The sequence below is a fragment of the Metabacillus idriensis genome, assembly GCF_009674765.1.
Taxonomy (GTDB): Bacteria; Bacillota; Bacilli; order Bacillales; family Bacillaceae; genus Bacillus_P; species Bacillus_P idriensis.
In genome coordinates, this window is record NZ_WKKF01000001.1 from 1,007,492 (window position 1) to 1,028,702 (window position 21,211).

Sequence of the window (21,211 nt, forward strand, 5' to 3'; positions counted from 1 at the left end):
GCACGTCATCATGCTTCCTTTTTGGTTAATTTTTATACGTGAATTCCTGATATTTTCCAGTTCCGTTGCACTGCAGACATTTTTTCGAAAGCGGAATAAAAGGATTTGTTCTGATTTTGCCTGCTCCGCTGCAGTTTCTGCAAATGACGACAAGTGCCATCACATGTCCTCCTCTCAAAATAGACAAGCTGACTTCTGCATCTATTTTGGGAGAAAAAGGATGTTTTTATACGCCTATTTTAAGAGATAAGAAAGGATAAAAGTTTGCTCTTCGATGGCGAGCGGAATCGCACAGGCTCCTTGGCCAGAAAGGATCTGCAAGTATTGGCTAATCCTTATCTGACATGCCTGCGCTAAACGGGTTCTTGCGCTTTTCTAATGTCTTGATATCCATTCCTCTCTCAGCATGCCCATCTTGATAGAATCGTAATAGACACCTTTATAAAGTCTGCACTTGCGGATTCTGCCTTCTTCTTTCATTCCTGTTTTTTCAGCCACTCTGATCATTCTGGAGTTCCCGGACCATGTCGTTAAACCGATGCGAAAAAGCTTGTATTTTTCAAATAAGTGCTGAATCCAAAGGTTCAAAGCTTCCGTTCCTATTCCGCTGTGCCAATTTGCAGGCTCATAGATGACAATGCCAACTTCAAGCCATTTCGATGGCTGATGCTCCCAGTAGTATGTGACCATCCCGATCAGCCGCTGATCAGCATATATATAAAGTCTGTTTGGATTAGGATCTTTGATTTCTTTCTTTTTTTGTTTCTCGAAATCTTTTCTTGTCATAATGCCTAATGGGAAATAAGGAGCATCCCATTTTTTCCATTCCGGCTCTGCCTCGCCGTATACGAAATGAAATAATTTAGGGATATCATCTGTATTTAATTGTTTTAAAGTTACTCTTTCACCATGAAGCATATATTTCATCCAACTCCTTTCTTAAAAAATTCTCCTCCTTTAGTTGGATTCCTTTTCCTTAGCAAGGATATTTTGTAAAAATTACATTCAATCTGTAAATATGGAAGATGAATGAAAATCAGCCCTTAATAACAACTTTATCCTCCGAAAAATTAATAGTTGAACTTCTTCTAAAACCTTTTATACCTTAAAACTTGATGGCAGACGAAAATTGGCCGTAAATAGTAAATAGTTTTTGTGATTCTTATTGATAATTATTATTAAATAGAAATAATAATAATTTTTATTTGAGTTTTGCGTACATTTTGGTATAATGAGACATATACTGATTCGACATAGCGGATATATGGGGATTTGCTGCTGGTCATCAGCAGCATTTATCTTTTTCATAAGCTTATTGAAGATGATTATTTTTCTCAATTAGGGAGGTATACAATGCTTGTAAATGAAAATGCTTTTCATCAGGCAGATGATGAGAATACAAAATTTGATAGACTAAAAGAATACGGGGAACTAATTGCAGCCATCCTCTCTGGAATTCTGATTTTAATAGGGTGGGCCATTCAAACGAATCAGGGGGACTCGCCTGCAGCTGTCGCTTTATTTATAACTGCCTTTTTAATCGGCGGATATGCGAAAGCAAAAGAGGGAATTGAAGAAACACTTGAAGAGAGAAAGCTGAATGTTGAATTGCTGATGGTTTTTGCAGCCGTTGGTTCAGGAATTATTGGATACTGGATTGAAGGGGCAATTTTAATCTTTATTTTTGCATTAAGCGGGGCGCTTGAAACCTTTACATTGAACAAAAGCAAGCGTGAGCTTTCTGCGCTGATGGAGCTGCAGCCGGAGGAAGCTTCCTTGCTTAAGGACGGCAAAGAAACAAAAGTTCATGTGTCTGCTCTTGAAATTGGAGATTTGATCGCTGTAAGACCAGGGGAGCGAATCCCGACAGACGGGGTAGTAGCGTCAGGAACGACCAGTATTGACCAGGCGGCCATAACAGGTGAATCCATTCCTGTGGAGAAAAAGACGGATGAACTGGTTTTTGCAGGTACTGTTAATATAAATGGCTCAATTACAGTTAAAGTAACAAAAAACAGCGATGAAACTCTTTTCCAGAAAATCATCAAGCTTGTTCAATCTGCTCAGTCTGAAAAGTCGCCTTCCCAGCAGTTTATCGAACGATTTGAAGGCACTTATGTTAAAGGGGTATTGATTGCAGTTGCCCTGATGATGGTTTTGCCGCACTATCTGCTTGGCTGGAGCTTCAATGAGAGCTTCTACCGGGCGATGGTTCTGATGGTTGTGGCATCACCATGTGCATTGGTCGCATCGATTACGCCTGCAACTCTGTCAGCCATCTCTAATGGGGCAAGAAACGGCCTGTTATTCAAAGGCGGAGTACACTTAGAGAGATTAAGCAAGCTGAAGGTGATCGCTTTTGACAAAACAGGCACACTTACAAAAGGGGAGCCTGTGGTGACAGATGTGAAAATCAGCGGAAATGCAGATGAAATGGACGTTTTCAAAGCGGTGCTGTCGATTGAAAAGCAATCCAATCATCCGCTTGCAAAGGCAATTACAGGCTATATTGAAAAGAAATATCCTGCTCTTGATCCAGAAATGCTTGATGTACAAGAGCAATCCGGTTTTGGCGTAACGGCCGAATGGAAGGGCGAAATGTGGAGTGTCGGCAAGCCTGTTGCGGAAAATAACGAAGAGAACATGATGACGGCTTTTGGGTTAGAGAAAGCAGAAGAGGGAAAAACCATTGTCTATGTGAAAAATGATAGCGGAATCGCGGCTGTTCTTTGTCTTCAGGATGTACTGAGAGACGATGCCGTTCAAGCGATTGATGAGCTGAAACATGCTGGAATTCATACAGTGATGCTGACAGGAGATAATGAGTCCACAGCACAATCTGTTGCAAATGCAGCAAAAGTAGACCAATTTATTGCGGAATGCCTGCCTGATGATAAGGTGGCAGAAGTGAAGAAGCTTGGGAAGAAGTACGGACATACAGCCATGATCGGAGACGGCATAAATGATGCTCCTGCCCTGGCTGCTGCAAGTGTAGGTATTGCCATGGGCGAAGGGACGGATGTTGCTCTTGAAACGGCCGATGTTGTCCTGATGAAAAATGATCTGACGAAACTGAAAAAAGCGATTGAGGTTTCACGGAAAATGGATAAAATCATCAAACAGAATATTGTTTTTTCAATGTCAGTCATTGCCCTGCTGATCTGTTCGAATTTCCTGCAGGTGCTTGATTTGCCGCTTGGAGTCATCGGGCACGAAGGAAGCACAATTCTTGTTATTTTAAATGGACTGCGGTTATTAAGATAAAAAAATGAGACTTGGACGAACGATAATCTCCTGAATGAAAGCCGAACCATTAAAAGAAAGAGCTATTTTCGCATAAATTGTTGTTTTTCATGCTAAATAATGTCCGTTCCTTGCAGCGAGAGGAACTTGCTTTCCGCGGGGAGCATGGGAGCCTACTCGGCGTTGCCTGTTGGTCTCCCACTTTGCTCTATTTCCCGCAGGAGTCAAGTTTATCCGCTGCAATCCACTTAAGGTTTCAAACATTTAGTCCTGTAGCAACAATATTTATGAAAAGAGCCAAAGAAAAAAATCCGAACTAAAACGAAATTCAAGTTGGAATTTCACATAATAGTTCGGATTTTTCTTTGGCTGAAAACCATTTGTCCCAGCCTCATTTTTCTATGTCGTTCTTTCTCCCGTTGATTCATCATCAGGTCTTTTGCTCACGATTACATAAGCTGCAGCAATACAAATGAAGCCTATGATCCACCCGATCAGGGAGCTATAGTAAAACCAATCTGTTAATTGAATAAAAATAAAAGGTGATGCAAAACCGATAATACATAAGATGAGGACTATATTTCGTTTCATCAACTTCAGCAAGAGTAACATCTCCTTAACTAGGTAAAGAACAGATTCCCACATTCATTATACATAAAAAGAAAACACATTGAAAATCAAGATTTCCTTTTTTGGAAAAAAGTGCAGTTGGGATGAAAATGAAGGCATATCTCACGGAAGGAGGGCATCAGCTCTTCATGCTGATGCCCTCTGCCGCTTTATAAGAAGAAGAACCCAAGAGAAATGATGACCCCGCTAATCAGCAGGATAAATACACAATACCCCATAATATCTTTCGCTTTCAGACCTGCTATGGCCAAAGCAGGCAAAGCCCAGAATGGCTGGATCATGTTTGTCCAGGCATCTCCCCATGCTACTGCCATGGCTGTTTTTGCCATAGGAACGTCAAGTGCTTTAGCAGCCTCGAGCATGACAGGCGCCTGAACAGCCCATTGCCCGCCGCCCGACGGAACGAATATATTTACGATTCCTGCACTCCAAAAAGTGAACACCGGAAACGTCTGCTGATTGGAAATGGATACAAAACCTTCTGAAATGACAGCCGCTAGCCCTGATGTGACCATCATTCCCATGATTCCTGCATAAAAAGGGAATTGAATGATGATTCCTGATGCCCCTTTTATCGCTTCTGTAACAGCATTTAAAAAATTCCTTGGTGTTCCGTGAAAGAGGATTCCCAAAAATAAAAATAAAAAATTCACCACATCTAAGTTCAGCTTAAATCCATTGCTCATAAAATAGGATATAAGAAAGATAAGTCCCATGACGCCGATTAATAGAGAAATGATTCTGCTGTTTTCAAGACGGTCGGCAGGAGTAAGTGCTTCTTTTTCAAGAGTGGCTGCTTCCATCCGCGGATCTCTCAGCAGTTCAGGATTAACGGTAACGGTCTCTTCTTTTCTTGGCATCATCAAGCGGTTGACGATCGGCAAGGTGATGAAGAGCACGCCGACAATGATCAAGTTGAACGGTGCGAAAATCGTTTCGCTGGTCGGAATAAGACCAATCATATCCTGTGCAAAATGACCTTCTGTCGCAATTGTAAGCGGTACGGAGCCTGAGATTCCGCCATGCCAGATGACAAATCCGCTGTAGGCGCTGGCAATCAGAAGACGGTAATCAAGGTTCTCGATTTTTTTGGCTAATTCCTTGGCATACAATGCGCCGATGACAAGCCCAAAGCCCCAGTTAATAAAGCTTGCAAGCATCGAAACAATGGTAACGTAAATGATTGCCTGGCCAGGTGTTTTAGCAGCATCCGCAAGAGCGCTTAATCCCTTTTTGAAGAGCGGGCTGCTTGCAAGAACATGTCCTGTCACCAGAACGAGCACCATCTGCATGGCGAAGCTGAGAAGTCCCCAGAAGCCGCCGCCCCAGTACTCCACCATTTGAAGAGGTGAGGAAGGGGTGAATATGAGCCCCAGCGCAAAGACGACGAATGTTAGGATGATGACAAACAAGTATGGATCAGGCAAATAACGCTGCATAATCCTGTTCGAAAAAGAAATCACTGCTTTCAAGCTGCTTCCCTCCAATATAGTTATTTCTCTAAATGTATTCGCTTTCAAGAGGGAATCTCCTTTTTTATACCTGATATTAGAAATTGCCTATATGAATAAGTAAAAAAATGTTAAAATGATATTGGATTTACAGTTATTAGAGGAAGTTAGGTGATCGTGTTGAGCAAACTCATTCCGCTGGGGTACCTCAGTGCCATTATTTTTATTTTATCGGGCATTCTTTATTTTTTTGCATCCAACTGGAGCGGTTTTGAACGATTGGAAAAGGTAGCTCTTGCAATCGGGATGATGGTTTTATTTTACGCGGCAAGCTTTATGAGCGGAAAGATTTTGTCCAACCGGGAGGATCTGCCGAAGTGGCTGCTTGTCGGCGGCGCTGTCTCGTTTGGCGCTGCAGCTGCATTGATCGGCCAGATCTATAACTCGCATGCAGACAGCTATCTTTTATTTTTCATCTGGATGGTGCCTTCCATTGCACATGCCTTTATTACGCGCTATCAGCCGTTTGCCATCCTGAGCTATGGGTTATTGCTGCTTACGTACTGGTTTTACATGTTTCCGGCAAGTGTCTCAATCAATCGCTCTGATTTTGAAGAATGGCTGATTTATGTCGGAATGGTCTTACTGAATGCAATGGTATTTGGCTTAGCCTATTTTTTAAAGCTAAAACCGCTGCAATATGCATCTTTTACTGTCGTTCATCTCTTTTTGATCATCATGTCATTTTACGATGTGTTTGAACCGTATAGCTCCTGGATGAACATCGTTTATTTGGCAGTCATTACAATCAGCTATATCCTATTCATGAAAAAAGACAGTCAGCATACGCTGACCATTATTACGTTTGTTATGCTGGGGGTTTTTGCTCTCTCCAAATATGCCGAAGTCAGTATAAGGCTGGCAGACAAAATCGGACCATACAGCTTTTATTTATTTTCCATCTTCGGGACACTGCTCTTTTTGGGAGGGGGCATTTACCTTGCCGTACGTGTAACTAGAAGAGCACCGGATGACTCGCTTACGTATAAAGTGTTTAAAAACATTTTAATTGTGATCATAACCTTTACTTCATCTCTATTGCTTTCGTTCAGCCTTGGCGGATTATTGTTTCTGATCTTTCAATCGGAATATAGCCTGGCTGTGTTCAGTCTTCTTCTCATCGGCACAGCTGTTTTTTGGAAAAAGCTATATGCGGCTGCAAGGTACACGTTATTCATTACAGGGATTTTAACAGCATTAGGTGTTCTTTTCATGCTTAATGCAGGCGCAGCAATTCTCTTTATTGCGGTCAGCCTGGTGATTATCCTGATTGAGCGGGAAAAGTTTCTCCAGTTTCTTGCCTATACTTTTATGCTTGCATGCTTCATCAGTCTGTTTTCTGTGCACCTTCAATGGATGGAGTATTTCCGCCTCGTCTTAGCGGTTTTAGCGATCGCGCAATTTTTGATGCTGCTAGTTCCGGTTGACAGAGTGAGACAGCTCAGCAGCTTTTGTGTCTTTTACGGCTTTTTGCTTCTTTATCCGGCCGCTTTTTGGGGAACGGACTGGAAGGAAACGCTTCTCTATCAGATTCTGTATTTCGGACTGAATGCAGCCATGCTTGCCCTCTATCATAATAGAGAGGTCCTTGTTAAGAGAAACATCACCTGGACGTTTTTTATTCTATTTTTCATCGGACTTTATTACGATTTTGCCTGGAAGCTGCTACATAAATCGCTGACCTTCCTGCTGCTTGGTCTGGTGATCTTTGCAGCAGTCAGATTTTTTGATAAAGAAAAGCCTGCTGGAATAACTATTTTTACAAACAGAACTTGGGCTATGATTGCAGGTGTTTTTATCCTGCAGCTTGCTTTTACAGGCTACCAGAGCTTTTCAAATGAACAGGCACTGGAGCAGGGAAAAGAAGTGGTGCTTGAACTGCAGCCGCTCGACCCAAGATCTATGCTGCAGGGAGATTATGTACAGCTGCAATATGAGGCTGGCCGATTTAAGCCGGCAGATGACATTAAAAGCGGAACTGTCATCACCGTTAAGCTGAAAAAAAACAGCAATGGCATTTACAGGCCAACCGGAGAAACGGCTGAAGGGAGAGCTGGGGACGTATTTAAAAAGCCTCAAGCGGACGAAGCCTATTTGACAGGTAAATATAACGGCTATGACGGGCTTATCTTCGGAATTGAATCTTTCTTTGTTGAAGAGGGAACAGGTATGGAACTTGAACGAACGGCTAAATATGCAAAAGTGATTGTTTCGGATGAAGGCAATGCCCTGCTTGTAGATGTGAAAAGAGATATATCTTCACTCAAATAAGAAAAAATCCATCCGTTACAGGATGGATTTTTTTCTATGAACCTATAATCTTTTCCTAATTGGCATCATTAGCTAATTTCACGAGCATATGCGCAAGGAAATGTCTTTCTTCATCATTGCCGACTTTCCAGAGTTCATTTAATAGATTTTCTTCGCTGTTACGCGGTTCAACGTTATTAGCCAGATAGTTTGCCACTTTCTCAGCTCCTTTGGCAAGCATTTCATCGCTTAAACCTAAACGCTTTCCTGCTTCCACTTTTTCCCCTAAATACGATTTGAACTCTTCGAAATCCCGAAGAATCGCTTCCATTTTCTCATTATTCATTGAATCTAGTTTCTTCTCAATCTTTTCTGTTTGAATGGATTCGTCTTTTACTTGATGGTTTGACATTTTTTCTTGCACCTCCTGATAAAGTTATTTGTTACATTCCCGGTAAGAATGAAGGTAAACCTTTCCAGAGAGTTGAATGTGCAAAAACTATAAAACTATTAATGATAGATTCTGCCTTTCCAGCTGTAACCGCTTTTTTTGAAAGAAGCAATCATCGAGGAATACAGCAGGATAAGAAAAGCAGCTGCTGAAAATGAAACCGCAAAGGAAAGGCTGATTTTTTGCCCGCTGCGAAAATCGATAAATGCTTTTTGCAAGATAATCAGCAATAGCGGAATAAAGGAGAAAAGCAGAAACTCTCCGGATATCAAGGACAAAATGCCGTAAGCGGCTAATAAAAGCGGGAAAATATAAAACACACTATAAAAAAAGGTAAACATGATGACGATGAGGATTGAACGCCCAAATCCCGGGAAAATATTTTTCTTGAAGCCATCCCATACTTCTTTGTTGCTGTCATACATATAGCACGTTACAAAGTCTGTGACATTTGCGAGCAGGACGCGATGATGATTCTTTTTGGCCGTTCTTGCAAGCGCAACATCATCTACGATGGAATCTTTAATGGCTGCATGGCCGCCGAATTGTTTGTAGGCTTTTTTTTCAAACATCATAAACGCACCGTGTGCAGCAGATGCTGAAACCATGGACGTGTAATTGGCAAAAAAGAGCGGAAGGTGAAAATAAATCAGAAAATGCTGCATAGGAACAAGCAGCTTCTCAAGCACATGATCCACTGGAAAGCGGGGAAAACCTGAAAGCATGGCAGCTTTCTTCTCTTTCATAAGAGAAAGGGTGCTTTCTATCGTGTTTTTATGAACTCTTACATCAGCATCTAAAAATAAATAATAATCTCCATTTGCCATGTGGCTCAATTGATGACATGCATGGACTTTTCCTGACCAGCCTTTCGGAAGCTCTGTACCGGAACAGATGGTGAAACGGGGATCATGTTTTGTTTCGCAGAGGAGGATTTCTTTTGTCTGATCAGCGGATTGATCATCAAGCAGGATGAATTCCAAATTCGGATAGGTAAGCCCTATCAAAGATTGAGCCAGGCTTCGCGCATTGCGTTCTTCATTGCGCAGGGGAATAAGAATCGAAACAAGCGGTTTTTCATTAGAGCTGCGGTTTTTTAACTTAGGCATAAAAAAAGAATTGAAGACGGTCCATGCTAAAAGAAGAAGCAGGACCAATTGATAGATAAGCATAGACATACTCCTTTATATAGATTGAAAAAAGAAGGATAAGAGGCGATCTTATCCTTCTTTTAAGTAGGCTGTTTTCGCATAGATTATTGTTTTCGATTATAAGTGTTGTCCGTTGCTTTCCGCTGCAATCCACTTATGGTTTTAAACATCTAGACTAAAAGCAACAAAGTTTACGAATAGAGCCTTTAAGTAATATGATTACTGAAATTCTGCGCATTAATGATAAGCTTCAGCGCTTACGCTTTTCTATCATTATGAAATTTCCTTCTCTTCTTTAAATACTTTCAAATCCTTCTCATGTTCAGCAATTAAATCAGCTGTAAGCTGACCTGATAGGGTAACCATCGGAACACCGCCGCCTGGATGAGTGGATCCGCCTACAAAATAAAGATTCTCAAGCATGGTGCTTTTGCTCGGGATTTTGAATCCGCCATTTTTCTTGCGGTCTGTTGCAACACCGTAGATCGATCCGCCATTAGCTCCGTACAGGCGCTCTAAATCGTTTGGAGTAAAGGTATATTCAAACTCAATATGCTTTCTTAAATCAGGAATTCCCATGCGCTCAAGCTTTGATAAGATGAGTTCACGGTACGTTTCTTTTCTGAATTCCCAGTTTTCTCCTTCTTTAAGCGGAGGGACATGCGTCAGCACGAAAAGATTTTCTTTTCCTTCAGGAGCCTGAGCAGGGTCTGATTTTGAAGAGATGCCGACATACACGGTCGGATCGTCCGCAAGCTTGCCTTCATTAAAGATTTGCTGAAATTCCTTCTCCGGATTTTCTGAGAAAAAGAAATTGTGATGGGCAAGATTGTCATATGTTCTGTTTACACCGAGCAGCATAACAAGGCCTGAGACGGTAGGTTCATATTTTTGAAGCTCAGCTGCTTTCTGCTGCGATTGAGGGTTTTCATTTAACAGAGTGCGATACGCAGGAATGGCTTCAAGGTTCGATACAACAAGATCTGCTTCAAGAATTCTTCCATTTTCAAGCTCTACGCCGGAAGCTTTTTTCCCGGTTGTTAGGATGCGCTCCACTTTTGTATTAAGCATGATTTCAGCGCCAAGCTCATGAAGAAGCTTATTCATAGCAAGTGCGATTTTATACATGCCCCCCTCGGCATAATGAACGCCAAGTCCAAGCTGTACATGCGTAAGCTGAGAAAGGACAGCAGGTGCATGGTAGGGCGAGGAGCCAATATACATAATCAGGAAGTTGAAAAGCTGCCTGATTTTTTTATTTTTAAAGTACTTTCTGGTGACGCCGTCCATTGATTTTAATGGTTCCATCTGCAGCAGTTCTTTCACACTGTGCAGGGACCTAAGATCGTTAAGACCTGAAAGGCTTTTGCTGTAGAAGCTTTTCATGCTGTACTCATACATTTTACTGCAATACTGCAGGTAATCAAAGAATTCGTTTGCATCTTCCTCTGAAACTTTTTTTAATTCCTCAAGCATAGCAGGCAAATCGCTTGTTAAATCAATGGTTGTCCCGTCTTCATAGAATGTTCTCCAGCCAGGCTCCACTCTTTTGATGGTAAGATAATCCGCAAGGCTGCGGCCTGCACTTTTAAACAGTTTTTCAAGCACCCACGGCATCGTCAGAATGGAAGGTCCCGTATCAAACGTATAGCCGAGTCCGCCGCGCATGTTTAATTTGCCGCCCACGCGCTCTCCTTTTTCAACAACCGTTACCTCATATCCGTCTGCACAAAGCCTGATAGCTGCAGAGAGGCCTCCAAGTCCGCCTCCAATGATAATCACTTTTTTTTTCAAAAGAATGCCTCCTTATGAGATTGTCCTTTCATGTCTAAACTGCAGAATAAGTCTATTCAGCAATCCATTCTTCCCTTTTCGATTTTTTTCTATAACAAGGAAGCTAGTGGCGCCGGCTAAATTAATAAGAAAGAGTGACGTCTCTATGATTACAATGGCTATCGGAATTCTTACAGGACTCATGCTTTTATATAAAATCCCATCACTTCAAAGCGGACAAAATTCAGATCGGCGTGATGCGCTCAGCAATCTGTCTATAATTATTCCTGCAAGAAACGAAGAAAAAAATATAAGCAGACTCTTAACATCATTGGAAAAAGAAAAGCAGGAGATCGGTGAAATCATGGTTGTAGATGACGGATCCGAAGATAAAACAGCTGAAATCGCGGCATCTCATGGTGCGAGAGTGATAGCAGCAAAAGAATTGCCGCCTGACTGGCTTGGAAAATCATGGGCCTGCTTTACTGGAGCTGGGCAAGCAAAAGGAGAATGGCTCATGTTCATCGATGCTGATACTTTCTTTGAACAGAACGGAGCAGCTCAGTCTGCTGCTGCCTTTTTAAAACAGAGAGCAGTAGGGATTTTGTCTGTTCATCCTTTTCACAGCACATGTAAACCATATGAATCGTTTTCTGCTTTTTTCCACCTTGTAACGTTTGCGGCTACAAGCGCTTTTCATATCCTGCAGGGAAAAGGCAGATCAGCCGGAGGGTTTGGGCAGTGTTTAATTTGTACGAAAAAGGACTACTTTGCCTGGGGCGGGCATGAAGCCATTAAAAACAAAGTAGTTGAGAATATGGCATTTGCTGACCATGTTCGTGAACAAGGCGCACCTGTATATTGTGCAAGCGGGAAAGGGGCCATCTCCATGAGAATGTATCCTGATGGAGTCATGTCGCTCATCCGCGGCTTCAGCAAGACCTTTGCGAGCGGCGCCAAAGCGACAAAATGGTATGTCCTTTTGCCAATTATCATCTGGCTGACAGGATGTTTGAGTTTTTTTACAGAAATCGGTGTGCTTTTCAGCAAATGGTGGTTTTTATATGTACTGCTGTATATCGCCGCAGTGCTTCAAATTTGGATCGCCGTTAAAGAAATCGGCCGTTTTAGCCTTTGGACAGTCTGTTTTTTTCCGGTGCACGCTCTCTTTTTTATGGTTGTTTTTCTTGCATCCCTTTGGAAAACGTTCGTCAGGAAATCTGCTGACTGGAAAGGACGGAACATTATTGTCCGTGATGATGCAAAATGATTGAATTGACTAATGGGGCTGCTCTATTTCTTAATATAGCTGTCTGGCTCTTGATTCATCTTTCCGTTTCGTTTTTTTCTGTAAGAATGAGTGAGATGTTCATAGGAAAGTTTAACGGGATATTTGCATCATTCAGTTGGGAGCGGTCAGGCATATTCTATGAAAAAGTCCAAATTAGAAAATGGAAGGACCGTCTGCCTGAAGCGGGGCATCTGTTTAAAGGCGGTTTTTCAAAAAAAACTCTGACAGGAAAGCGCCGGTCCGAGTTGGAGAGGTTTCTTCATGAAACAAAAAGGGGAGAGTTATCACACTGGCTGCAGCTAATGCCTTGTCTTTTCTTTTTTATTTGGAATACGCCTGCAGCCGGCTTATTTAATGTCCTGTATGCTTTCGTGTTTAATAGTCCGTTTATTTTGATTCAGCGCTATAACCGAATCAGACTGAGACGGGTTCTGCAAAAGAAAAAAGCCGGACGCATTTCTGAAGAAGTCCGTCACTCTTCTTTAAGTTCTGATGAATTTGGCGTATGATAGAGAGGACTTATGCAAAAGAAGGAGAGAGATTGCATGCAAAAAGCAAGATTAACTAAGCTTACTGACTGGCTGAAGCAGCAGGATACAGATGCTGCGTTTATTTCATCAACAGAAAACATTTTCTACTTAACGAACTTTCACACAAATCCCCATGAAAGACTGATGGGTTTATTTGTTTTTAAAGAAGAAGAGCCGTTTTTTATCTGCCCGGGAATGGAAGTTTCACAAGCGAAAGCTGCAGGTTTTGACGGAGAAATTATCGGATATGCCGATCACGAAAATCCATGGGACAAAGTAAAAGATGCCATTGCTAAAAGAGGGCAGCAGGACGTGCAAAAAGCAGCGGTTGAAAAAGAACTTCTATCCTTTGCCCGCGCGGAGCAGCTTCAAACCATACTGGCTGGGGCAGAACTTGTTTCAGCGGAGGAAATCATGAATCAATTGCGTCTAATTAAAGACGATAAAGAGCTTCAGATTTTAAAGCAGGCAGCAGCGCTTGCAGATTTCGGCGTTGAGGCAGGCGTTCAGGCTTTACAATCAGGCGTCAGCGAAATGGACGTTCTTGCAAAAATCGAATATGAACTAAAACGTAAAGGAATTCGCGAAATGTCCTTTTCTACGATGGTTCTGTTCGGTGAAAAATCAGGGCAGCCGCATGGCAATCCTGGCTTGACTTCCTTAAAATCAGGAGACTTTGTTTTATTTGATCTTGGTGTAGTGCTTGATGGCTACTGCTCAGATATTACACGTACGTTTGCTTATCAATCAATCAGTGATAAGCAAAAAGAAATCTATGATACCGTGCTCGAAGCTCAATTAAAAGCACTGGATGCAAGCAAACCAGGCGAGAGAATCGGGGAATTGGATCAAATTGCCCGCGATGTTATCACAAATGCAGGTTACGGCGATTACTTCCCTCACCGGTTAGGACATGGCCTTGGTATTAGCGTGCATGAATTCCCGTCCATGAGCCATACGAACAATGACCTTCTTCAAGAAGGCATGGTTTATACAATTGAACCAGGCATCTATGTTCCTGAAATCGGCGGCGTCCGCATAGAAGATGACGTCTACATTACGAAAAACGGGCATGAAACATTGACAAAGTTCCCTAAAGAGCTACAAATCATTAAATAGAGAGAAAATAAATAAACATCGATTCAAACCGCACATGCAAGAATATCGTGCGGTTTGATTTTTGAGGAATAAAAGGGGATAAAGAAAATGAAAAATTGGTTCCTGCTGTTTTTGGCAGCCTTTATGTTAACAGCCTGTTCAGAAACAACAATGGATGAAACTCCTGCTGAAAACGAAAAGAAGAATTCAGCTTCACAAGAAAATCGTCCTAATGAGGATGAAGCTAGGAATGAAAAAGAGAATTCAGCCTCACATGAAGAGAACAAAACTGAGGAAGCAGCTGCTGAAAATGAAAATTTCATTCCTGCCAAGGTAGTCAGGGTCATCGATGGCGATACAGTCAAAGTGCTTGTGGACGGAAAAGAAGAGACGCTCCGCCTGCTGCTTATCGACACACCTGAAACGGTTCATCCCAATAAACCTGTCCAGCCGTTTGGACCTGAAGCAAGCAGCTTTGCAAAAAACACGCTTTCGGGCAAAGAGGTGAAGCTTGAACTTGACATAGGGGAAAGAGATAAATATGGAAGGCTGCTTGTCTATCTTCATGTAGACGGCAAGATGTTTAATAAACTCCTGATCGAAAAAGGGCTTGCGCGTGTGGGATATGTTTATGCGCCAAATACGAAGCATGTGGATGAGTTTTATGAGCTTCAAAAAGCTGCCCAGAAAAAGGAGATAGGAATCTGGAGCATTGAAAATTACGCAACAGAGGACGAAGGCTTTAACGACGGGGAAGAAAAAGCAGAAGTTCCAAAAGAAGAAGCTCCAAAAGAAGAACCAGCCGGAGCCTGCACGATTAAAGGAAATGTTTCTTCATCAGGAGACAAGATTTATCATATGCCTGAAGGACAATATTATGATGTAACAAAAGAAGAAGAAATGTTCTGTTCCGAGGAAGAAGCAGTTGGAGCTGGATACAGAGCATCTAAAAGATAAAAGCGGGAGATGCCCCCGCTTTTTTTTATATGGCTCTTACCAGGTGTTCAGCCGGTTTCAATGCAGGCTTTCCAAACAAATATCCCTGAACAAAATCGATGCCGAGCTCCTTTAGGAATTCAAATTCTTCTTCTTTTTCAACACCCTCGCCGAGAACTTGAATATTCAATTTGCGGCCAAGGTTTATGACGTTTGCTAGAAAATCATGTTTCTCAAGGTTTTCATGGCAATCCGAAATGTAATTTCGGTCGATTTTCACAAAATCCGGATGAAGCTCACGCAAAATTTCAAGTGTTGCAAACCCCGCGCCAAGGTCATCAAGAGCTACTTTCATTCCATTCTTGCGGTATGCATCAAGGATGTTTTTCAAATGGTTCATATCCTCAATTTTTTCTGTTTCCACAACCTCAAATACTAGATCTTCTGGTGAGACATCGTATTTTTTCACAATATCAAATGTGTGTTTCAGGCAATATTCCGGATTATAAATGGTAGATGGGAGAAAGTTGATAAAACTCTTAATTCCAGCCGGAATTTGGTTGACTCGGGCCTTAATGGCAGCTTCTCTCGCTTTTTTATCCAAGGCAGACTGCATATTCGTTTTCTGGGCAGTCTGAAAAAGGTGATACGGAGAAATTTCCTGATCCGCAGATCTGAGCAGCGATTCATACCCGTAAAGCTCCCCAGACTGAGCATGTAAGATTGGCTGAAGATGACTGACAAATGCACCCGTCTGAATTAGATTTACGGTTTCCTCATTCAGGACATGCTGATAGATGACTTGTAAGGGATGAAATTGGTAGGGAGCAGGATCTTTTACCTTATGAAGGGCAGCATCCACTTGTCTGGCAGTAAATAAAAGGTTCACTTTCATCAATGTTTCCTTTAGTTGATTCTTTGAAGAATAAAGGAAACGAACGAACCTGTCTGCTGATAGATAAAACCCCATTTGAAATAACTCATCTGAAGCATCAGCAGTCCTCAATGTTAAGAAGCCAGTTTCGTAAACGGTGAATGATTGATAACAAAATGAACAAGCTTCCATTGAAATATCGCCTCTTTTGAAAAATAATAAATCTATCATATCAAAATTTTAACAGAATATGAATAAATATACCTATATTTAAAGGATGTGGAATGATAGTAAACATTTACTAGATTTTGTCGATAATACTCTTAGAAAAAGATAAAAGGGGTATCGAAATGAAAAAATTTGTGAGTGTGTGGAGGAATATTAAAATCGGCTGGAAATTCAGCTTTTCTGTTTTTATTTGTATTTTACTTTTTGCGATCTCAACAATGGTAACGTTTGCACAGTTGGGCGGTCTCAATGATCAACTATCTAAAATGGATCAGCTGAGCAGCACCGCCGGAAAAATGACAGAAATAGGTTCCATTTTTCTTGCAATGGATAACGCGATTGCAGATTATATCATTCATCCAACCGAAGAAAATAAGGAGGCATACCTTGAAATACGGAAAACCCTGCTTCAAGCTGGCGAAGACAGCAAAAAGGAATTTAATGATGCAGAGGAAACTGCACTGTTTCTAAAATTAGTTCAAAATGATAAAATGCTGAACGATCTCTTTTACATTACGGTCATTCCGGCGGTTGAACAAAAAAATACTCAGATACTGAGCGGGGTCAGAGAACGGGCAAAGGTTCTCAGTGATGAAACAATTGCCGCGCTTGATGAACTCCGGGACATGAAAATGAAAGAGCGGAACGATTCTGTTCATGAGTCCCGGGAGTATATGGCACAAATCGCGTTCACGCTGATCGCCGCCCTGATTGGATCGATTTTGATTTCAGCGGCGATTACACTGCTTATTCAGAAATTAATCATGATGCATATAAAGCGTGTGATTGATTTTTCTAAAGAAGTCGCGTCCGGGAATCTCTCATCAGCGGATATGGAGTATGGCGGCCGGGATGAAATCGGCCAGCTTACTGATTCTCAAAACAATTTGAAAAATAAAATGAAAGCTATGGTCATGCATATAAAAGAGACTTCTAAGGAACTTCAAGCAAGGAGTGCTCAGCTTAACAAAACCTCATCTGAAGTGAACGAAGGAAGTCAGCACGTATCCGCAACGATGCAGGAGCTTGCAGCCGGCTCATCCGCGCAATCTCATGCATCTTCAGATATTGCCGCGCAAATGGAGGACTTCTCAAAACAAATCGAAAAAGCAAATGAAGAAGGAAGTTCTATGAGGCAATCATCAGAACAAGTATTGCAGCTTGTTGCTTCAGGATCCCATCAAATGGAGTCTTCTGTTATCCACATGGATGAAATCATGAAGGTGATGGATTCTTCCGTACGGGAGGTCTTGATTTTAGAAGAAAAAACAAATGAGATTGCATCGCTTGTAACGGTCATCGAACAAATTGCCGATCAGACCAATTTACTTGCTTTAAACGCAGCCATAGAAGCTGCCAGAGTCGGAGAGCATGGAAGAGGATTTGCAGTAGTTGCGGATGAAGTCAGGAAATTGGCAATTGGGGTAACGTCATCAATCACGGATATCACTAAAATTGTTGATGAGTTTAAGAACCTTTCAAAACACGTTGCCAAAACACTTGGCAGCGGACAAATAAGAGTGAAAGATTCTACACATTCCATTCACCTGACAGGTCAGTCTTTTCAGCAAATCAGTCAATCCATTCAACAGCTTGATGAGAGAATTGCAAATGTGGGCGAGCATGTCAATACGATAGCGGACGGTATGGCACTAGTGAACAGGGCTGTAGAAGAAGTGGCTGCCGTTTCAGAGGAATCAGCTGCAGGAATAGAAGAAGTTTCTGCCTCCGTTCATCAATCTTCCGTAAGAATCAGGGATGTTGCAGACTCCTCAAAAATGTTAAAAGATTTATCGGATGATCTCACGAAGCTTGTTGGCGCATTCCGCATTTAATAGATGACCTAAAAACCGAATCACATTCTGATTCGGTTTTTTTGATGCTGTTTAAGGTGAAATTTCAGTCAATTGCGGCAATCTGGGAGAAAGCAGTATTTTAGACAGAGTGAAAATGAATAACAGCAAACAAGATGAGAAAAACGCATAGAAGACATTTTTTTATTTGTACTGGAAAATATTTCAGTTTCTAAATCCAATAAATCCATTCATCCATAACGCTGTTTCCTCCGTTTACCTTCTAACAGCATATTGCTACTTGAAACAATGTGGAAGGCATAGCATGATTTAACTAGGCTCTTTTCGCAGACTTTGTTGATTTTACGCTGAATATTGAAAACCATAAGTGGATCTACGCTGCAGGAACTTGACTCCTGCGGGTAAATAGAAGGAAATGGGAGACCCCGCAGGCATGCCGAGGAGGCTCCCAGCCGGACCGCGGAAAGCAAGTTCATGCAGCGGAAAGCAACGGACAAAATTTATAATCGAAAACAGCCTTTAACTCTTTACAAAATGAAAAAGTTAATACAGGAGGATACCATGAAGCCATTTATTTTATTTTTTATGCTGATACTTGCAGCGGGCTGCTCTCAATCAAGCGTTCCAAACGAGAATTTGGGCGCGCTTGACTTATCGTGGGAACAAATCGAGAAAAAAGCAGACGGCAGTACTGTTCGAATGTTTATGTGGGGCGGAGATGAGGGAATCAATCAGTACATTGACGACTGGGCTGCCCCAAGGCTTAAAGAGCAATATGGCATTAACCTTGAACGTGTTCCAATGGATGCTCCCGAATTTCTGCAGAAGGTATTAAATGAGAAGAAAGCAGGACAGTTGGAGGGAAGCACGGATATTATCTGGATCAACGGTGAGAATTTTAAAAATGCGAAAAGCAGCGGCTTGCTTTTTGGACCATTTACAGATAAGCTGCCAAACTTTAAAGAGCATGTGAATCAGGATGCTCTCGATATTCAATATGATTTTGGGGAAAAGACAGAAGGGTTTGAAGCACCGTGGGGAAAGGTGCAGTTTGTCTTTTTGTATGATGAAACAAAGGTGAAAAATCCTCCAAAAACGTTAGATGATCTGAAAAGCTGGATCGAAAAGAACCCGGGTAAATTTACGTATCCGGACGCAAATGATTTTACAGGCAATGCATTTTTAAGGCATGTGTTTTACGAATCAGCAGGCGGAGCAGATGCGCTGCTTGAGGAAGGATTCAATGAAGAGTTTGCTGCTTCAAAGAGCACGGAGATGTGGAATTACCTAAATGGCATCAAACCATCCTTATGGAAAAAAGGGCAAACCTATCCGAATTCGCTGACAGAACTCGATAGGCTCTACAGCAGCGGAGATGTCTGGATGACGATGGGGTATAACGAGGCAAGGGCGGAGAGCATGATTGAAAAAGGAATTTTTCCTGAAACAACCCGTTCATTCGTCTTAGAATCTGGCTCTCTTGGAAATACACATTTCCTGGGAATCCCCTTTAATTCACAAAATACTGAAGGGGCAATGACGGCGATTAATTTCTTTATGTCTCCCGAAGCTCAGCTTGCAAAGCATGATCAGACATACTGGGGAGAAGGGCTTGCTGTCGATCCTTCAACCTTTGACGAAAAAGAAAAAAACCAGCTGAAGGAAATCGAACGCGGAAAATCAGTGCTGCCTCAGGAAATCCTGCAGGAGGCGCTAGTTCCTGAGGTTGATGCACAATATGTGAACTGGCTAAAGGAGAACTGGATGAATGAAGTTGCAGGCAAAAAATAAGCTATGGCCATTGCTGCCTGCGGTCCTGTTTACTGCCATTATGGCAGGGTCAGGATTATGGATGGCAGCAATTGAGAGCTTTACAAGTCCTCTCGGGATTATAAATACAGCCGCTTATACAGAATTGCTGATGAATTCGTCTTTTCAGGCATCTTTTCTATATAGCATGAAAATTACAGTGATTTCAGTCACCTTGTCGATGATTATCGGGCTGCTTATCGTTCGGAGCACTTATCCTCTTTTACAAAAAAAACATCTCAGGCTGGCTGCCTGGATTCCAATGCTTTTTCCCCATTTCGTTTGGGGATACATGGTTTATCTTTTATTTTCGCAAAGCGGATGGTTTTCTACCCTCTTTTTTCAAGCAGGGTTCATAGAATCTCCTGAAGGTTTTCCAGAGATTATGAAGAGCGAAGGCGGAGCTGGAATTATTCTGACCTATCTATGGAAAGAGGTTCCCTTTGTTATCTTAATTCTTCTTCCGGTTTATCAGCAGTTAAACATGGCTAAAAAAGAAGCTGTCTACACGCTTGGAGGTTCAAAATGGGAGGCATTCAAAACGGTTGAATGGCCTGTCATCCTTCCTTCCTTAATTGAAATTTTTGTGATTTTGTTTTCATTTATTTTTGCCGCTTATGAAGTTCCGGCGCTGCTTGGAGCTACGTATCCGAAGATGATTTCTGTGCTGACATTCGAATGGTTTTATTCCGGTGACTGGAGCAGGAGGCCTCTTGCTTTTGCGGATATGATCACCACAGCCGCCGCTATTCTCATCTGTTTATTTACCGTTTATATGATCCTTAACAGACAGCGGGAGAGAATAACAAAAGAAAGCACGATTGAGAATACAGGTGCAGTGAAAGGATCAAAGGCTATTATTTTTATTACAATCGGTTTATTTCTCTTTCCAGCTGTATTTGTCATGTTTAAAAGTGCAGCTCTCAGCTGGAAGTGGGGGCATGTGCTGCCTGATGGTTTTTCGGTGCGCAGCTACATGACTCTCTTTCAGGAGCCAAAGCTTTTTGAAGCAGTCATTCAATCAGCAGAAATCGCTCTATGGGTCATAGGATTAAACCTTTTTATAGGGACTCCAGCAGCTAAAGTGCTTGCACATCAATCTTTCAGAGGAAAAGCAGCTATCGAAACACTTCTCCTGACTCCGATTATTGTCCCTGCATTAACGATTGCTTTAGGGCTTCATATTGTTTTTATTCGGGCAGGACTTGCCGGTGGTATGGCAGGAGTGGTTTTGATTCACATGCTGCCTACTCTTCCTTATACCATTAAAGTGATGCGGTCCGGTTTTGAAAGAATAGGAGTGAAGTGGGAGGAGCAGGCAAAAACTCTGGGAGCGGGCAGTCTGTCTATTTTTTACCGAATCTTCCTGCCTCAGCTGCTGCCCAGCATTCGCAGCGTGATTTTCCTGGTCTGTACGATTTCTCTCAGTCAATATTTGCTGACGGCACTCATTGGGGGAGGATTGGTTGTTACACTCGCAAGTTTATTTTTTCCTTATTTCAGCAGCGCAGATGATGCTATGATTGCAAGCTTTTCTGTTCTGTTTGCGCTCATTCCCATCCTTATATGGCTGCTGTTTGAAGGTTTTATCCGGCTTGTTACTCCTTATCAGAAAAGGTGAT

Annotated in this window: 17 protein-coding genes; 9 read left to right on the top strand and 8 right to left on the bottom strand. The window is 41.9% G+C overall.

Features of this window, described 5'->3' with window-relative positions:
* Positions 1 to 25 precede the first annotated feature (25 nt).
* Positions 26 to 160: a hypothetical protein gene (locus tag GJU41_RS25175; protein ID WP_263596910.1), complete on the bottom strand. Its 135-nt coding sequence runs from the start codon at positions 158 to 160 to the stop codon at positions 26 to 28.
* 215 nt (positions 161 to 375) lie between these two features.
* Positions 376 to 927, bottom strand: a complete 552-nt coding sequence (locus tag GJU41_RS04955) for a GNAT family N-acetyltransferase (RefSeq protein WP_070876195.1) — start codon at positions 925 to 927, stop codon at positions 376 to 378.
* Positions 928 to 1,353: 426 nt separating this feature from the next.
* Between GJU41_RS04955 and GJU41_RS04960 the strand changes: the two genes are divergently transcribed.
* A complete protein-coding gene (locus tag GJU41_RS04960) occupies positions 1,354 to 3,264 on the top strand; it encodes a heavy metal translocating P-type ATPase (protein ID WP_070876270.1) in 1,911 nt (636 codons plus the stop codon).
* Between the two features lie 378 nt (positions 3,265 to 3,642).
* Here GJU41_RS04960 and GJU41_RS04965 read toward each other — a convergent pair whose 3' ends face one another.
* Both GJU41_RS04965 and GJU41_RS04970 read right to left on the bottom strand, forming a co-directional pair.
* On the bottom strand, positions 3,643 to 3,846 hold the full coding sequence (locus GJU41_RS04965) for a hypothetical protein (RefSeq protein WP_083328206.1): 204 nt from the start codon (positions 3,844 to 3,846) through the stop codon (positions 3,643 to 3,645).
* Positions 3,847 to 4,022: 176 nt separating this feature from the next.
* The gene (locus tag GJU41_RS04970; protein WP_070876779.1) at positions 4,023 to 5,345 is read right to left on the bottom strand and encodes a short-chain fatty acid transporter; all 1,323 of its coding nucleotides are present in this window, start codon (positions 5,343 to 5,345) and stop codon (positions 4,023 to 4,025) included.
* Positions 5,346 to 5,504: 159 nt separating this feature from the next.
* On the opposite strand from GJU41_RS04970, the gene GJU41_RS04975 reads away from it, so the two are divergent.
* Entirely contained in the window at positions 5,505 to 7,655 is a 2,151-nt protein-coding gene (locus GJU41_RS04975; RefSeq protein ID WP_154318096.1) for a GDYXXLXY domain-containing protein, read from the top strand.
* 55 nt (positions 7,656 to 7,710) lie between these two features.
* Here the strand turns inward: GJU41_RS04975 and GJU41_RS04980 are convergent, their stop codons facing one another.
* The 3 genes from GJU41_RS04980 to GJU41_RS04990 form a co-directional block, all read right to left on the bottom strand.
* Entirely contained in the window at positions 7,711 to 8,046 is a 336-nt protein-coding gene (locus tag GJU41_RS04980) for a DUF3243 domain-containing protein (protein WP_070876774.1), read from the bottom strand.
* A gap of 98 nt (positions 8,047 to 8,144) precedes the next feature.
* Positions 8,145 to 9,257 carry a glycosyltransferase family 2 protein gene (locus tag GJU41_RS04985; protein WP_070876773.1) on the bottom strand — a complete coding sequence of 371 codons (1,113 nt, stop codon included), beginning with the start codon at positions 9,255 to 9,257 and terminating at the stop codon, positions 8,145 to 8,147.
* A gap of 252 nt (positions 9,258 to 9,509) precedes the next feature.
* On the bottom strand, positions 9,510 to 11,030 hold the full coding sequence (locus GJU41_RS04990) for a phytoene desaturase family protein (protein WP_154318097.1): 1,521 nt from the start codon (positions 11,028 to 11,030) through the stop codon (positions 9,510 to 9,512).
* Between the two features lie 145 nt (positions 11,031 to 11,175).
* On the opposite strand from GJU41_RS04990, the gene GJU41_RS04995 reads away from it, so the two are divergent.
* The 4 genes from GJU41_RS04995 (at position 11,176) to GJU41_RS05010 (ending at position 14,885) form a co-directional block, all read left to right on the top strand.
* Positions 11,176 to 12,279: a glycosyltransferase family 2 protein gene (locus GJU41_RS04995; RefSeq protein WP_170292722.1), complete on the top strand. Its 1,104-nt coding sequence runs from the start codon at positions 11,176 to 11,178 to the stop codon at positions 12,277 to 12,279.
* The gene (locus GJU41_RS05000; protein WP_154318099.1) at positions 12,276 to 12,809 is read left to right on the top strand and encodes a glycosyl-4,4'-diaponeurosporenoate acyltransferase CrtO family protein; all 534 of its coding nucleotides are present in this window, start codon (positions 12,276 to 12,278) and stop codon (positions 12,807 to 12,809) included. Before GJU41_RS04995 ends, GJU41_RS05000 begins: the two co-directional genes overlap by 4 nt.
* A gap of 36 nt (positions 12,810 to 12,845) precedes the next feature.
* On the top strand, positions 12,846 to 13,949 hold the full coding sequence (locus tag GJU41_RS05005) for a M24 family metallopeptidase (protein ID WP_070876769.1): 1,104 nt from the start codon (positions 12,846 to 12,848) through the stop codon (positions 13,947 to 13,949).
* Between the two features lie 87 nt (positions 13,950 to 14,036).
* The gene (locus GJU41_RS05010) at positions 14,037 to 14,885 is read left to right on the top strand and encodes a thermonuclease family protein (protein WP_154318100.1); all 849 of its coding nucleotides are present in this window, start codon (positions 14,037 to 14,039) and stop codon (positions 14,883 to 14,885) included.
* 25 nt (positions 14,886 to 14,910) lie between these two features.
* On the opposite strand, the gene GJU41_RS05015 is transcribed toward GJU41_RS05010, so the two are convergent.
* Positions 14,911 to 15,930, bottom strand: coding sequence for an EAL domain-containing protein (locus tag GJU41_RS05015; RefSeq protein ID WP_154318101.1), 1,020 nt, complete (start codon positions 15,928 to 15,930; stop codon positions 14,911 to 14,913).
* Positions 15,931 to 16,088: 158 nt separating this feature from the next.
* On the opposite strand from GJU41_RS05015, the gene GJU41_RS05020 reads away from it, so the two are divergent.
* The 3 genes from GJU41_RS05020 (at position 16,089) to GJU41_RS05030 (ending at position 21,210) form a co-directional block, all read left to right on the top strand.
* Positions 16,089 to 17,801, top strand: coding sequence for a methyl-accepting chemotaxis protein (locus GJU41_RS05020; RefSeq protein ID WP_154318102.1), 1,713 nt, complete (start codon positions 16,089 to 16,091; stop codon positions 17,799 to 17,801).
* Positions 17,802 to 18,341: 540 nt separating this feature from the next.
* Complete coding sequence (locus GJU41_RS05025) at positions 18,342 to 19,571, top strand: ABC transporter substrate-binding protein (protein ID WP_154318103.1); 1,230 nt, start codon at positions 18,342 to 18,344, stop codon at positions 19,569 to 19,571.
* A complete protein-coding gene (locus tag GJU41_RS05030; protein ID WP_154318104.1) occupies positions 19,549 to 21,210 on the top strand; it encodes an ABC transporter permease in 1,662 nt (553 codons plus the stop codon). Before GJU41_RS05025 ends, GJU41_RS05030 begins: the two co-directional genes overlap by 23 nt.
* Position 21,211 lies beyond the last annotated feature (1 nt).